The sequence below is a fragment of the Streptomyces rubradiris genome, from assembly GCF_016860525.1.
Classification (GTDB): Bacteria; Actinomycetota; Actinomycetes; order Streptomycetales; family Streptomycetaceae; genus Streptomyces; species Streptomyces rubradiris.
This window is the reverse complement of sequence record NZ_BNEA01000015.1, coordinates 3,068,518-3,082,209: the sequence shown is the minus strand read 5'-3', so window position 1 is coordinate 3,082,209 and position 13,692 is coordinate 3,068,518. Positions and strand designations below refer to the sequence as shown.

16 protein-coding genes are annotated in these 13,692 nt (G+C 73.1%); 15 read left to right on the top strand and 1 reads right to left on the bottom strand.

The features are described from left to right. The first annotated feature begins 4 nt into the window (after positions 1 to 4). The 13 genes from Srubr_RS26670 (at position 5) to Srubr_RS26610 (ending at position 10,333) form a co-directional block, all read left to right on the top strand. The gene (locus tag Srubr_RS26670) at positions 5 to 385 is read left to right on the top strand and encodes a TadE/TadG family type IV pilus assembly protein (RefSeq protein WP_189997485.1); all 381 of its coding nucleotides are present in this window, start codon (positions 5 to 7) and stop codon (positions 383 to 385) included. 1 nt (position 386) lies between these two features. After that, positions 387 to 773: a TadE/TadG family type IV pilus assembly protein gene (locus tag Srubr_RS26665; protein ID WP_373313587.1), complete on the top strand. Its 387-nt coding sequence runs from the start codon at positions 387 to 389 to the stop codon at positions 771 to 773. Between the two features lie 20 nt (positions 774 to 793). Next, positions 794 to 2,131: a CpaF family protein gene (locus tag Srubr_RS26660; protein ID WP_189997484.1), complete on the top strand. Its 1,338-nt coding sequence runs from the start codon at positions 794 to 796 to the stop codon at positions 2,129 to 2,131. 10 nt (positions 2,132 to 2,141) lie between these two features. Beyond that, complete coding sequence (locus tag Srubr_RS26655) at positions 2,142 to 3,086, top strand: type II secretion system F family protein (RefSeq protein ID WP_189997483.1); 945 nt, start codon at positions 2,142 to 2,144, stop codon at positions 3,084 to 3,086. Between the two features lie 12 nt (positions 3,087 to 3,098). Further along, a complete protein-coding gene (locus Srubr_RS26650) occupies positions 3,099 to 3,986 on the top strand; it encodes a DUF5936 domain-containing protein (RefSeq protein ID WP_189997482.1) in 888 nt (295 codons plus the stop codon). A 17-nt stretch (positions 3,987 to 4,003) separates the two neighbouring features. After that, positions 4,004 to 5,539 carry a sensor histidine kinase gene (locus Srubr_RS26645; protein ID WP_373313589.1) on the top strand — a complete coding sequence of 512 codons (1,536 nt, stop codon included), beginning with the start codon at positions 4,004 to 4,006 and terminating at the stop codon, positions 5,537 to 5,539. 11 nt (positions 5,540 to 5,550) lie between these two features. Then, complete coding sequence (locus Srubr_RS26640; RefSeq protein WP_189997480.1) at positions 5,551 to 6,315, top strand: response regulator; 765 nt, start codon at positions 5,551 to 5,553, stop codon at positions 6,313 to 6,315. 113 nt (positions 6,316 to 6,428) lie between these two features. Next, positions 6,429 to 6,626 (top strand): Flp family type IVb pilin, encoded by a 198-nt coding sequence (locus tag Srubr_RS26635; RefSeq protein ID WP_189997507.1) that lies wholly within the window; start codon positions 6,429 to 6,431, stop codon positions 6,624 to 6,626. Continuing rightward, positions 6,623 to 7,339, top strand: a complete 717-nt coding sequence (locus tag Srubr_RS26630; protein WP_189997506.1) for a pilus assembly protein TadG-related protein — start codon at positions 6,623 to 6,625, stop codon at positions 7,337 to 7,339. The genes Srubr_RS26635 and Srubr_RS26630 overlap by 4 nt, the downstream gene beginning before the upstream one ends. A gap of 17 nt (positions 7,340 to 7,356) precedes the next feature. Then, positions 7,357 to 7,938: a hypothetical protein gene (locus Srubr_RS26625; protein WP_189997479.1), complete on the top strand. Its 582-nt coding sequence runs from the start codon at positions 7,357 to 7,359 to the stop codon at positions 7,936 to 7,938. A 7-nt stretch (positions 7,939 to 7,945) separates the two neighbouring features. Further along, positions 7,946 to 8,569: an OmpA family protein gene (locus tag Srubr_RS26620; protein WP_189997478.1), complete on the top strand. Its 624-nt coding sequence runs from the start codon at positions 7,946 to 7,948 to the stop codon at positions 8,567 to 8,569. Between the two features lie 264 nt (positions 8,570 to 8,833). Continuing rightward, positions 8,834 to 9,415, top strand: coding sequence for a TetR/AcrR family transcriptional regulator (locus Srubr_RS26615; protein WP_189997477.1), 582 nt, complete (start codon positions 8,834 to 8,836; stop codon positions 9,413 to 9,415). A gap of 48 nt (positions 9,416 to 9,463) precedes the next feature. Next, positions 9,464 to 10,333 (top strand): SDR family oxidoreductase, encoded by an 870-nt coding sequence (locus tag Srubr_RS26610; RefSeq protein WP_189997476.1) that lies wholly within the window; start codon positions 9,464 to 9,466, stop codon positions 10,331 to 10,333. 319 nt (positions 10,334 to 10,652) lie between these two features. Here Srubr_RS26610 and Srubr_RS26605 read toward each other — a convergent pair whose 3' ends face one another. After that, positions 10,653 to 11,048 (bottom strand): DUF192 domain-containing protein, encoded by a 396-nt coding sequence (locus Srubr_RS26605; RefSeq protein ID WP_189997475.1) that lies wholly within the window; start codon positions 11,046 to 11,048, stop codon positions 10,653 to 10,655. A gap of 50 nt (positions 11,049 to 11,098) precedes the next feature. On the opposite strand from Srubr_RS26605, the gene Srubr_RS26600 reads away from it, so the two are divergent. Continuing rightward, on the top strand, positions 11,099 to 12,007 hold the full coding sequence (locus Srubr_RS26600; RefSeq protein ID WP_268257593.1) for an LLM class flavin-dependent oxidoreductase: 909 nt from the start codon (positions 11,099 to 11,101) through the stop codon (positions 12,005 to 12,007). A gap of 274 nt (positions 12,008 to 12,281) precedes the next feature. After that, entirely contained in the window at positions 12,282 to 13,061 is a 780-nt protein-coding gene (locus tag Srubr_RS26595; protein WP_189997473.1) for a class I SAM-dependent methyltransferase, read from the top strand. The last annotated feature ends 631 nt before the right edge of the window (positions 13,062 to 13,692 follow it).

Genomic DNA, 13,692 nt, shown 5'->3' with positions numbered 1-13,692 from the left:
CGCCATGAGAAGACCGGACGGGGACCGGGGACAGGTCAGCGTCGAGTTGCTCGGCATGACCCCGCTGATCCTGCTGACGCTGGTGCTGATGTGGCAGGCCGTGCTGGTGGGCTACACCTTCACGCTCGCCGGGAACGCCGCCGACGAGGCGGCGCGGGCCGCCACGGCGGCACCCCGGGGCGGCGCCCGGCAGGCCGCCTGCGCCGAGGCCGGGCTGAGGCACCTGTCGGGGGCGTGGCGCGGGGACGCGTCGGTGCGGTGCAGCACCTCCGGGTACGTCACCGCCGACGTCTCCGTCGAGGTCCCGGTCCTCTTCCCGGGCGTGATCTCCTTCCCCGCCACCGTGCACGGCCACGCCGGGGCCGTGGAGGAGGTGACACGCTGAGATGCCGTACCGCCGAGCGCCCGCCGGGATGCCGTGCCGTCGGTCAGACACCGGGAGACGGCCCCGTGACCGGGGCCAGGTCGCCCTCGAATACCTCGGTTTCATCCCCGTCCTGCTGATCGTCGCCTTGGCCGGTCTCCAGCTCGGTGCCGTCGCCTACGCCGCCGAACAGGCCGGCACGGCGGCCCGGGCCGGGGCCCGGGCCGCGGCCCTGGACCAGTCCTACGCCCGGGCCTGCGCCGACGCGGTGAGCGGCGTGCTGGACGTGTCCTGCTCGGCCGCCGAGGGCGACGACACGGTGACCGTCACCGCCACCGTCCACATCCCCGCCCTCGTGTGGGACCTGGGCGATGCCACCAAGTCCGCGACCATGCCGCTCGACCACTGACAAAAGGAGGCGACAGACCCATGAGCCTGCGGGCACGCATCAGCGCTCCGGAGGAGCACGGCAGCCGGGGCGAGGACGGACGCCTGGTCGCCTCCTACCGGGCCAAGCTGCTGGAGGAGATCGACCTCGCGGAGATGAGCGCGCTGGCCGCCGCCGAACGCCGGGCGCGCCTGGAGCGGGTGCTCGGGCACATCATCAGCCGCGAGGGACCGGTCTTGTCCACGGTCGAACGGGCCCAGCTGATCCGCCGGGTGGTGGACGAGGCGCTGGGCCTCGGCATCCTGGAACCCCTCCTGGAGGACGCGTCCGTCACCGAGATCATGGTCAACGGCCCCGACGCGATCTTCGTGGAGCGCGGCGGCCGGGTCGAACAGCTGCCCCTGCGGTTCGTCTCCGCCGACCAGCTGATGCAGACCATCGAGCGGATCGTGTCCACGGTCAACCGCCGCGTGGACGAGTCCAACCCGATGGTGGACGCCCGGCTGCCCTCCGGCGAGCGGGTCAACGTCATCATCCCGCCGCTGTCCCTGACCGGCCCGGTGCTCACCATCCGCCGCTTCCCGCGCTCCTTCACCCTCCAGGAGCTGATCGGCTTCGGCTCGCTGGACGAGCACATGGTGTACCTGCTGGCCGGCCTGGTGCAGGCCAAGTTCAACATCATCGTCTCGGGCGCCACCGGCACCGGCAAGACCACCCTGCTGAACGCCCTGTCCGGGCTGATCCCGCCGCACGAACGCATCATCACCATCGAGGACTCCGCCGAACTCCAGCTCCAGCAGAGCCATGTGGTCCGCCTGGAGTCCCGCCCGCCGAACGTCGAGGGCAAGGGCCAGGTCACCATCCGCGACCTGGTCCGCAACTCGCTGCGCATGCGGCCCGACCGGATCGTGGTCGGCGAGGTCCGCGGCGGCGAGTCCCTGGACATGCTCCAGGCCATGTCCACCGGCCACGACGGCTCACTGGCCACCGTGCACGCCAACAGCGCCGAGGACGCCCTCACCCGGCTCCAGACCCTCGCCTCGATGTCCGACGTCGAGGTCCCCTTCGTCGCCCTGCACGACCAGATCAACAGCGCCGTCGACGTCCTCGTCCAGCTCACCCGGTTCGCCGACGGCGCCCGCCGCATCACCGAGATCGCGCTGCTCGACAGCCACGGCGGGGAGCCGTACCGGCTGGCCACCGCCGCCCGCTTCGAGGCCCGTCCGATGACCCCGGACGGCCGGGTGCACGGCGCCTTCCGGCACTTCCCGCTCCCGCGCCGCACCGCCGACCGCCTCTACATGGCGAGCCAGCCCGTCCCGCAGGCCTTCGGCGTGGCCCGCTCCGCCGACCAGCTCGCCACCCGAGAAGCCAGGTAGGACCCCCACCATGTCACCGAGCACCCTCGCCCAGCTCGCCACCGGCGCGACCCTGCTGGCCTGCGTCCTGGCCGTGGCCGGCGTGCACGCCTACGCCTCCGGCCGGGCCCGGCGCGCCGCCCTCGTCGACCGCCTCGCGCACACCGGAGCGCCCGCCGCGACCGGCCGCGTACGCCGCTTCGCCGCCCTGGACCGGCGGCTGCGCCGCACCCGCTTCGGCCGCTGGCTGGAGCGGCGCCTGGCGGCCACCGGCCTGAGCGTCACCCCCGGCGAGTTCTTCGCCGCCATGCTCGCCGCCGTCGCCGCGCTGTGGCTGATCGGCCAGGCCACCCTGGCGCCGTTCTTCGGCCCGCTCGCCGGACTCCTCGGCGTCGGCGCGGCCCTGCAGTTCCTCAACTGGCAGCGGCAGAAGCGGATCGAACGCTTTATCGGCCAACTCCCCGAGCTGGCCCGCATCCTGGCCAACGCCACCCATGCCGGCCTCGCCCTGCGCACCGCGATCGGCATGGCCGCGGAGGAGCTGGAGGCCCCGGCCGGCGAGGAACTGGCCAAGGTCGCCGACCAGTTGGCCATCGGCCACTCCATGGAGGACGCCCTCGGCGAGCTGGCCGACCGGCTGCCCTCCCGGGAACTGGTCGTCCTGGTCACCACGCTGGTGCTGTCCAACCGGGCGGGCGGACAGGTGGTCTCGGCGCTGCGCAACCTGACCGAGACGCTGGAGGAGCGCAAGGAGACCCGGCGCGAGATCCGCACCCAGCTCTCCCAGGTGACCATGACCTCGTACGCCGTACCCGTTCTCGGGGTCGGCGCGTTGTTCCTGATGAACGGCGTCAAGGACGGCGCGCTCGACCGCATGACCGGCTCCCCCGTGGGCCAGGCGTGCGTGCTCGTCGCGTTCGTCATGTACGCCGTCGGCTTCGTCCTGATCCGCCGGCTCAGCCGGATCGACGTCTGAGGGAGGTGACCCGTGGAGTTCCTGCTCGCCCTGCTGACGGGCGCCGGCGTCTGGGGCGTCTTCGCCGGCCTGCGCATGTACCGCGCGGACGCCCGGCTCCCCGCCGACCTCGCCGTCGCCCTGGAGGTCGGCGCCACCCGCACCGGCGTGGTCGGCTCGGTCGTCGACCGCCTCGGCATGCGCTGGGCACCGCTGGTGCTGCGCCTGATGGGCCCGCGACTGGTCGCCCGCTACCGCCGCAGGATCGACCTCGCGGGCAACCCCGGCGGCCTGACCATCGACCGCTACGCGGCCCGCCGGGCGGTCTACGGCGTGCTGGGCGGCGTCGGCTTCCTGGTCTTCCTGCTGCGCGGCCAGTGGTTCGTGGCGCTGCTCCTGCTGGCCTTCGGGGCGCTGTGGACCGAGGTCGGCCTCTGGTCGGCGATCCGGGTCCGCAGACACGTCATCGAACGCACCCTGCCCGACTTCCTGGACGTGCTGGCCGTGGTGGTCAGCGCGGGCCTCGGCTTCCGTCAGGCCCTGGACCGGGTCGCCACCCGCTACGAGGGCCCCTGGGCGGACGAACTGCGCATCACCCTGCGTCAGATGGACCTCGGCATGAGCCGCCGCCAGGCCTTCGCCGAGCTGCGCCGGCGCAACGACTCCGAGCAGGTGGCGATGTTCGTGACGGCGTTGCAGCAGGGCGAGGAGCTGGGCGCGCCCATCGTGGACACCCTGGTCTCCCTGGCCAAGGACATGCGCCGCACGGACGCGCAGAACGCCCGCCGCAAGGCCGCGCGGGCGGTGCCCAAGGCCACGCTGATGATCACCACGTTCATGGTCCCGGCGACGATGCTGCTGCTGGGCGCGGGCCTGCTGCTCGGCTCCGGCGTCGACTTCGGCTCGCTCACCGGGAAGTGAGGACGGACGTGACGACGATGGGGGTGGCGGGCAGGGGGGCGCGCTTACTGGAGCGGTTACGAGGCACGGGCGGCGGCCACCGCCGGGAACGGTCAGGTTGTGCTGGTGTCGAAGGCGCTGAGGGGCGGCCGGGAGGTCCCGGTGCCGGTGCGTCCGAGGGGCGGCCGGGGGATCTTGGTGCCGGAGCCTTTGGGGCGCGGCCGGGGCGTCCCGGGGGCAGCGGCCTTTCCGGCCTCTTCAGACTCAAACGTCACCCGGTCCGGCCGCGGCGGGCGGCGCACCCGAGCGTTCCGTCGGCCGAGCCCTCCGAGAAGCTCCAGGTCAGCGCCCTTCAGGCGATGTGCCGACAGGTCTTCGGGTTCCGGCTCGCCATGATCGTCGTAGCGGCACCCGCCGCCCTGCTCAACGCGGCCCCTGGCCTGGGCGTCCGCCTGGCCGGCGCGGCCGTGGTCGTCACCGTCATGGTGTCCTACGTCCTCTTCCGCGACTGGGAGCGCTTCGGCCCCCTGCTGCTGCGCCACCCCAGCCTGCTGGCCGCCGACACCCTCTTCGGCTCCTTCCTCCTGGTCTCGGCAGGCCCGGACACCACCCTCGCCTATGTCAGCGTCTGCACCCCGCTGCTGGCCGGCCTGGTCTACAGCTGGCGCGGTGCGGCCTGCTTCGCCTCGCTGCAAGCCCTGATCCTGCTCCTGGTCCACACCACCCTGAGGGCCGGCCGGCCCGAGCCCGTCGCCGAGGCCCTGCTGCTGCCCGGCCTGTGCGTCGTCGCGGGCGCCATGGGCTCGACCCTGCGCAACCTGATGCTCCGCTTCGGCGCCGCCACCGAGGCCCTGACCACGGCGCGGGCCCGGCTCGCGGCGGCGGAGGCGGTGAGCGCCGAACGCGCCCGGCTGGCCAGGGAGATGCACGACTCCGTGGCCAAGACCCTGTACGGCGTGGCCCTCGCCGCCGACGGACTGGCGGCGACCGCGTCGGCCGGCGCACCGGACCCCGCCCGCATCCGGCAGCAGGCGGAACTGGTGTCCCGCTCGGCGCGCCGGGCGGCGGCGGAGTCCCGGGAACTGCTGGCCGACCTGCGCCGGGACCCGGTGCGGGCGCCGGAGGAGATCCCGTTCTGGCGACTTCTGGCCCACCGCGCCCAGGAGTTCGCCCGGCGCACCGGCCTGAAGGTCACCTGCCACTGGCCGGCGGACCACCCCGCCCCCTTCCCGCCCCTGCCGCCGCCCGTGGCCCGGCACGTCCTCGCCATCGCCACCGAGGCCCTGGAGAACGCCCACCGCCACGCGTCCGCCGATCGGGTGGACGTACGGGCGACGCTCGACGGACACCTGCTCGGCCTCGCGATCCACGACGACGGCACCGGCCTGCCTCCCGGCACCACCTTGGAACGGCTGCGCGACCAGGGGCACTTCGGGCTGCTCGGCATGGTCGAGCGGGCCGCGCAGGCGGGCGCCCGCATCCGGATCGGCAGGGGCACGCACGACCGGGGCACGGAGGTACGCCTGGACATCCCCCTGCCCCGGCCCGCGCCCCGGACCCCCGTCACCCCCTGAGAGGAGGCACCATGCGGCCCTTGCCCAGCACGTCCCGGCCCGGCTTCCCGCCGCCGGCCCCGGCCGCCCCGCCGCTGCGGCTGCTGATCGCCGACGACAACCCCGTGGTCCGGGCCGGCCTCGCGGCCCTGCTCTCGGACGGCTCCGGGACCACGGTGGTGGCCGAGGCGCGGGACGGCCGGGAGGCGTACGAGGCGGCGCTGCGGCACCGGCCGGACGTCATCCTGCTCGACGTCCGCATGCCCGGCGTGGACGGGATCTCGGCGCTGCCCCACCTGGTGCGGCTGGCCCCCGTCATGATGCTCACCTACAGCCACGAGACGCAGACCGTACGGGAGGCGCTGCGGCTGGGGGCGGGCGGATACCTGGTGCACGGCGAGTTCACGACGGAGCAGCTGGTACGGGCGGTGCGGGACGTACGGGAGGGGCGCCCGCAGGTGACGCCCGGAGCGACCAGGGCGTTGCTGACAGTGCTCCGGTCCGATGCGTCTGCACATTCCGAGCCCAACTCCCCTGAGGAATCGGCGATTTCCAACCCCCAGGCTCTTTCGCAATTGCAATCACCTGTGGGACAGTCGTTCCGCTCGCGGTTCCGGCTGAGTGAGAGGGAGGCGGAGATCATGGACCTCATCGCGTCCGGCATGACCAACCAGCAGATCGCCGCCGCCTGCTTCATCACCGAGAAGACGGTCAAGAACCACATCAACCACATCTTCGCCAAGCTCCACAGCACCACCAGGTCCCAGGCGACCGCCAAGTGGCTGGGGGTGGCGTGAGATGGCGGTGCGGCGGAGCGAATGGGTCCGCGGCTGGGCCCTGGGGCCCTTCGGGGGCGGGAGCGACCGGCCGTACGGTGCCCGGACCGGAGGCGAAGCTGGAGGGGAAGACCGTGAGCAAATGGTTCCGCACCACCGTCGCGTATCTGCGATCCCGGGCCGCGCGCGGCGACAGGGGACAGACCGCGGTGGAGTACCTCGGCATCATCGCGGTGGTCGTCGCGATCGTCCTGGCGATCACCGGCACGAGCATCGGCCAGTCGATCTACGACGCGATCACCAACAAGATCGCCGAGGTCACCGGCGGCTGATCCGCGCACGGCACGACACGGGGCAGGCCTTCCCCATCTACCTGACGGTGGTGGCGGGCCTGCTCTTTCTCGCGTTGGCGTACCTCGCGGTCGGCCAGGCGGCCGTGAACCGCGGCGGCGCCCAGACCGCGGCGGACGCGGCGGCCCTGGCGGCGGCGCAGGAGACCCGCGACCAGCTGGCGGACCTGTGGCGGGAGAACCTGGACGACCCGGCGAGCTGGCGGGCCATCTTCGAGGGGGCGGGCGCCGGGGATTCCTGCTGGCGCGCCGACCAGCTCGCCGCGCTGAACGACGCGGCGGTGCGCTGCGCGTTCGACGCGCCGCTGAGCTATGTGGTCGACGCCCGGACGAACAAGTCCGTGGGCGACTCCGTCGTACCCGGCACCGAGAACGTGCACGCCACGGCGCACGCCAGGGCCGTCATAGAACCGCTCTGCACGCCGCCCGAGACACGGCCCGGGCCGCCCGGGGAGCCGACGGCGCCACCCGGAGAGGGCTCCGCGCCGCCCGGAGGGGGCTCCCCGCCACCCGGAGAGGGTTCCCCGCCGCCCGGGGACGGGCAGGAGCCGCCCGCGCCCGACGACTCCCCGCTGCCCCCGCTCACCTGCGAGGACAAGGTCTGGCACCCCCAGCCCGACGACACCACGGACCTGCCGGGGCCCGAGGACCTCTTCGACGTCCACCTGGCCGACTCCCCGGCGAACGACCGATGACGAAGGAAGCGACAGTGATGAGCATGCGGTTCACCGCGAAGGCCCGCAGAGGGCTGGTCGCCTTGACCGTTGCGGCCGGTCTGGCCGTCGGGGTGACCGGCTGCGGGGGAGACGGCGACGGGGACGGAAAACCGAGCGGACCGGCGTCCGCCGCCACCACCGCCGACCTCGGACCGAGCACCCAGGAGGGCGACTCCGAGCAGCCGCTCGCCGAACTGCGCGGGTCGGACGGTCTGCTCCTGCAAGTCACCTCCGCCCGACGCGACTCGGGTGGCTTCGTCACGGTCAACGGCACGCTGAAGAACGACGGGGCCCGGACCGCCGTCATCCCCTCCGCGCTGAGCGGCAACGAGACCGAGATCATCAAGAACGGCAGATCGCTCGGCGGGGCCACGCTGGTCGACCCGAAGGGCAAGAAGCGGTACTACGTGCTGCGGGACACCGAGGGCCGGCCGCTGACGACCACCGGCTTCACCACCCTCAAGTCCGGCGCCACCCTGGCCGTCTTCATGCAGTTCCCGGCGCCTCCCGCCGACGTGACCGAAGTGGACTTCCAGCTGCCGACGTTCACCTCCGCCGGCATCAAGGTCTCCGGGTGAGGCACACGTGACCACCACGCCCCGCCTCGCCCTCGCCGGCGCCCTGCTGCTGTGCGTCCTGACCCTGCCCGCCGCCCCGGCCGCCGCCGACGGCACCGGCCCCGGCGAGCCGCCCCTGACCGAACCCACCGCCGCCGCCCCCGTCGACGTCGACCCCACCGACCCCGACCTCAAACTCCCCGAAGGCGCCACGCTCGCCGAGGCCAAGGTGCTGGACATCAAGCTGGTCGTGGAGGAGCAGAGCGGGGACGAGCGGCGCGAGGACACCAACGCCGACGTCACCTTCGCCCTCCAGTCCGAGGTGCTGTTCGGCAAGGACAGCGCCAGTGTCGGCGAGGAGGCCAAGATCCGCATCGCCGCGATCGCCGAGGAGATCAGGAAGCAGCGCGCCACCAGGGTCCGCGTCTTCGGCTTCACCGACAGCCTCGGCACCACCACCCACGGCGTCGCCCTGTCCAAGCGGCGCGCCAACGCCGTACAGGCCGTGCTGGACCAGGACCTGAACACCCCGTCCATCACCTTCGACGTGCGCGGCTACGGCGAGCAGTACCCGATCGCCGACAACGCCACCGAGGCCGGCCGCAAGAAGAACCGCCGCGTCGAGGTGTCCTTTCCGCGCACCGGCCAGTGACCGGACCGTCGGCCACCGGTCACCCCTGCAGCTCCAGGAACGGCCTGCCACGGCGCGGTGTCCGTCACCGATCACGTACCCCTGAAGCCCCTGCGGCACCGGCCGGCATGGCCCTTGAGGGTTCACGTGCCCACCGGCTTGGTCCTGCGGCGATCCGCCACGAGTCGCCACGCATTAGGCGCTCACCCACCGAAATGGGGCACCGATGGCCCATTTCGAGGAGATGATTGCCAGTTATGGGTCAGCGACTGCTAGGTTGGGACTATGGCGAACAGCATCCGGGAGACCGGAGCCCGCAGTCGTACGCGACGGGCGATTCTCAGCGCCGCGGCGTCCGTGCTGTCCCGTCGGCGTGATGCGACCCTGGCGGACATCGCGGCGGCCGCGGACGTCGGACGCAGCACGCTCCAGCGCTACTTCCCGGACCGGGAGGAGCTGATCTCGGCGGTCGTCGAGCACTCGCTGCGGCGGCTCGACGAGTCGCTGGAGGGGGCGCGGACCGACGAGGGACCGCCGCTGGAGGCGCTGCGCCGGCTGGTCGCCGCCATGCTCGACGCCGGCGACCACGTGCTGTTCCTGTATGGCGACCCGCGGATCACCGACGCGCTGGCGGCCCGGGGCGGACCGGACCCGGCGGCCGAGGAGATCAGACGGCTGATTCGGCGCGGCCAGGAAGAGGGCGTCGTCGACCCGGACGTGAGCAGCGACTGGATCGAGCACGTGCTGTGGGCCCATGTCTCCGCGGGCTGCACGGCGGTCAGCAGGGGAAAGGTGCCACGCCACGGCGCCTCCGCCTGGGTCATCCGCACGCTGGAGAACGGCATCGGGACGCGCACGACGAACTGACGCATCCGCACGACACCCTGACGGAAACCGACACACGAGGGGCGATCCATGACGATTCTGGTGACGGGGGCGACCGGCAACGTCGGGCGGAACGTCGTCCGGCAGCTCGTGGCCAAGGGGCACGACGTACGGGCCCTGACCCGCAGGGCGCAGCCCGGGGTGTTCCCCGACCAAGTGCGGGTCCACGAGGGCGACCTCACCCGGCCCCAGACGCTGCCGGACGCCCTGGAGGGTGTCGAGGCGCTCTTCCTCTTCCCTGTCCCGGCGACCGCCGAGGAGGTGGTCGGCCTGGCGAAGAAGGCGGGCGTGCGCCGCATCGTGGTGCTCTCCTCCGGTGCGGTCACCACCGGGTTCGACAACGACTTCCACCTGCCGGTGGAGCGGGCGGTGGAGGCTTCCGGGCTTGAGTGGACGCATGTACGGCCGGGCGAGTTCGCGATGAACAAGCTGGAGCTGTGGGGGCCGCCCATCCGCGCGGAGCGCGTGGTGCGCGAGCCGTTCCCGGACGTCGCCTGGTTCCCCGTCCACGAGCAGGACATCGCCGACGTGGCCGTGCTCGCCCTGACCGAGGACGGCCACCGGGGACAGGCGTACACCGTGAACGGTCCGGAATTCCTCTCGCGCCGCCGCCAGGTGGAGCTCATCGCCGAGGCGATGGGAGAGGAGATCCGCCTTGAGGTCGTCAGCCCCCAGGAGGCCCGGGAGATCTATCTCGCGCAGGGCGGCTTCGCGGCGGACAACGCCGACTTCCTCCTCGGTTTCGAGACCTATGGCGGCGACGAGTCGGACCCCTCCGAGATGGAGACCTTCGACTCCTCAGCCCTCGGCCCCATGCCGACGGCTGAGGAGGTCACCGGGCGGCCCGCCCGCACCTTCGCGCAGTGGGCGAGGGACCACGCCGACGAATTCCGCGCCTGACCGGTCTCGGTCCGCTGCCGGGCGCAACACCGGCAGCGGATGCCCGTCGAGGTGTCAGGTATTCCTCACTGAGGTCGGTCTCGGTGTCACCGTGTGTGGCTGCCGGGGGCGTATCGGCCCCGTGTGCCGCCGGTCGCCGGTGCCCACGGCCATGGGTGGGCCTTCACGTGGGCCGCGAATGCCCTCACTGTGTTTTCCCGGCCCTCGACGGTGGTCCGGGCCGGATTCCGGGCGAGCTGCTGGTTGACGAAGCCGGTCAGCATCGCCGCGAAGACCTGAACGCGGACGCCCGCTGAAACTGACCCCCTCCCTGGATCTGTCACGAAGCGCGAGACTCTGCACACCCCTCCACCGCCACCTCCACCCGTACGCCCGCCGTTATCCCCCACCCCGCCATCGCCCCGGCCGCCGCCTCCAGCACGTGCCGGGCGCGCGGGCGCGGCAGGCCCAGGCGGCCCGGGGGCATCGTGCGCACGGCGATGACGGTGAGGCGGCGGTCCAGGTACGCCACGTCGATCGGGATCCGCATCCCGAACGTGTGCACCCCGCTCGCCGGTGACAGCAGCATCGCCCCCTCCACCGCGTCCCGGCCCAACAGGCCCCTGGTACGGGCCCGGTAGGAGGCCGAGATCTCCAGGGGGACGGAGGCGGCCGGCACCTCCCCGGTGTCCGTCCGCACGGTCAGCAGCCCCCGCCCGTCCCGCCAGCGCCCCATACCCGCCCTCCGCTTTCCGTGACCGCCAACTTCCCACGCGCGTAATTGCGTTGTCCTTTCCCGTCCTCCCCACTAGGAAGGGCGTTATGACAGGACTCGGTGCCGTATTCCGCCCCCAGCTTCCTCCCGAGCGACTCCGGGCCGTCGCCCGCGTCGCGGACGAGACGGGGCTCGACGAACTGTGGCTGTGGGAGGACTGCTTCCTGGAGGGCGGCGTGTCCACGGCCGCCGCCGCGCTCGCCTGGACCGAACGGGTGCGGGTCGGCATCGGGCTGCTGCCCGTGCCGCTGCGGAACGTGGCCGTCACCGCGATGGAGGCGGCCTCGCTGGAGCGCATGTTCCCCGGGCGGGCCGTCCTGACCGTGGGACACGGCGTGCAGGACTGGATGGGGCAGGTCGGCGCCCGCGCCGCCTCGCCGCTCGGCCTCCTCGGCGAACACCTCGACGCCCTGCGCGCCCTGCTGCGCGGGGAGCGGCTCAGCGTGCGCGGGCGGTACGTCCAGTTGGACGACGTCGCCCTCGACTGGCCGCCGCCGCGCCCGGTCGACGTCCTCGCGGGCGCCACCGGACCCCGTACGCTCCGGCTCTCCGGCGAGAAGGCCGACGGCACCCTCCTCACCTCCGCCACGCCGCCGGACGGCGTACGGCGGGCCCGGGAACTGATCGAGGAGGGGCGCCGGTCGGCCGGCCGCACCGGCGCGCACCGGATCGTCGTCTACCTCCTGACCGCCACGGGCGCCGGCGCCGAGTCCCGGCTGCGCGCCGAGCTCACCGCCGAGGGCCTGGCGTCGGTGCCGGACCTGGGTGTCGCCGGGGACGCGGAAGCGGTGGCCGACGCGGTACGGCGCCTGGCCGAGGCCGGCGCGGACACCGTCGTGCTCCAGCCGACGGCCGACGAACCCGACCCGGAGGGCTTCGTACGCTTCGCGGCGGAGCAGGTCGCACCACTGATCCACTGATCCACTGACCCACTGTCCCGGCCGGAGCCGTCGCCGCAGGCCGGGGCCGGTGGCCAGTGGCGCGTGTCACAGTGCCCCGCATGACCGACGGGCCGAGCGAGGGCACCGGGTCCGTGGTCGCGCCCCCGCGGCGCCCCCCGGCCGGCCGTCGCTACCCGGGTCACCCCGACGGGCCGCTGTCCGGGCACGGGCCGCCGCCCCGTCCGGGCCGCGGAGGTCGTCCGGCACGGAAAACCCGCAGGCGCCCGCGCCGCTTGCCTGGGATCATGACCGTATGAGTACCGAACGTTCCTTCGAGGACCTCGTGGCCGAGGGTGTCGCCGTGCCCACCGAGGGGTGGGACTTCTCGTGGTTCGAGGGCCGGGCCAGCGAGGCCCGGCCGTCGTGGGGGTACGCCCGGTCGGCGGGGGAGCGGCTGGCGACGGCCGAGGCCGCGCTGGACATCCAGACCGGCGGCGGGGAGGTGCTGGACTTCGCGCTGGGGCGGGCGGAGCCGGCCCGGCCGGCGCTGGTGGCGGCGACGGAGGGCTGGCCGCCGAACGTGGCCAGGGCCACCGCCCTGCTGCGGCCCCGCGGCGTCGTCGTGGTGGCGGCCCCGGAGGACGCGCCGCTGCCCTTCGCCGACGAGGCGTTCGACCTGGTGCTCAGCCGGCACCCGGTGCGGCCGCACTGGACCGAGATCGCCCGGGTGCTGCGGCCCGGCGGGACGTACTTCGCCCAGCACGTGGGGCCCGCCAGCGTCTTCGAGCTGGTCGAGTACTTCCTCGGGCCCCAGCCGGAGGAGGTGCGCCGCGCCCGTGACCCCGAGCGGGAGCGGGCCGACGCCGAGGCGGCGGGGCTGGAGGTGGCCGGTCTGCGGGCGGAGCGGCTGCGGATGGAGTTCCACGACATCGCCGCCGTCGTCCACTTCCTGCGCAAGGTCGTCTGGATGGTCCCGGGCTTCACGGTCGAGGCCCATGAGCCACGGCTGAGGGCACTGCACGAGCGGATCCGGAACGAGGGCCCGTTCGTCGCGCACAGCACCCGGCACCTCTTCGACGTACGCAAACCGTAATGCTGAGGGAACCGGGTTTCCACATTGTTATCCCCCGGGGTTCACAGGCGCCCCACTGGTCACGTAAGTTCAGACCAAGGTAATTCGCGTCGGCAAAGCCGCGCGGTCGGCACCGCGCGGTGGAGGGGGCCGCGCGGTGCCGTGAAGCCGCCTCGGGCCGCCGCCGGGCACCGGCGCCCGGCCTGGCGCCGTAGCGGAACGGTCAAGTCCGCCCCACGACGGAGGGGTCGCCCGTCGGGGGGACCCGGGATGACATCCCGCTGATTCCCCCAGGACGGCCTAACCCCTGCGAATCCATTTGCATCCGGCTGGATTTTCCTGGGAATCCACTGTGAACCGCCCCGGGAACGCCGCTGAAACCCGCATTCCATGACCGCCTCGGTGTCGTCATGCGATTCCGGAGAGTAGTTGTTGGGCGCCGATGCACCCATCAGCCCTTACGAAGGGTTATGGTGGAAACCCCCCCTCGGGCCGGTCCGTCTCCCCCCCACGGACCGGCCCGTTTTTTCATGGCGCCGGCACGGCCGGGTTCCGGAACCGCCCGGACCCGTCCCGGCGTCCCCCCGAAGGGGTGCGTCCCCCGGCGGCGTACGACACCGCCGCGCGGCCAAACCCCGGACCGGACCGGGCC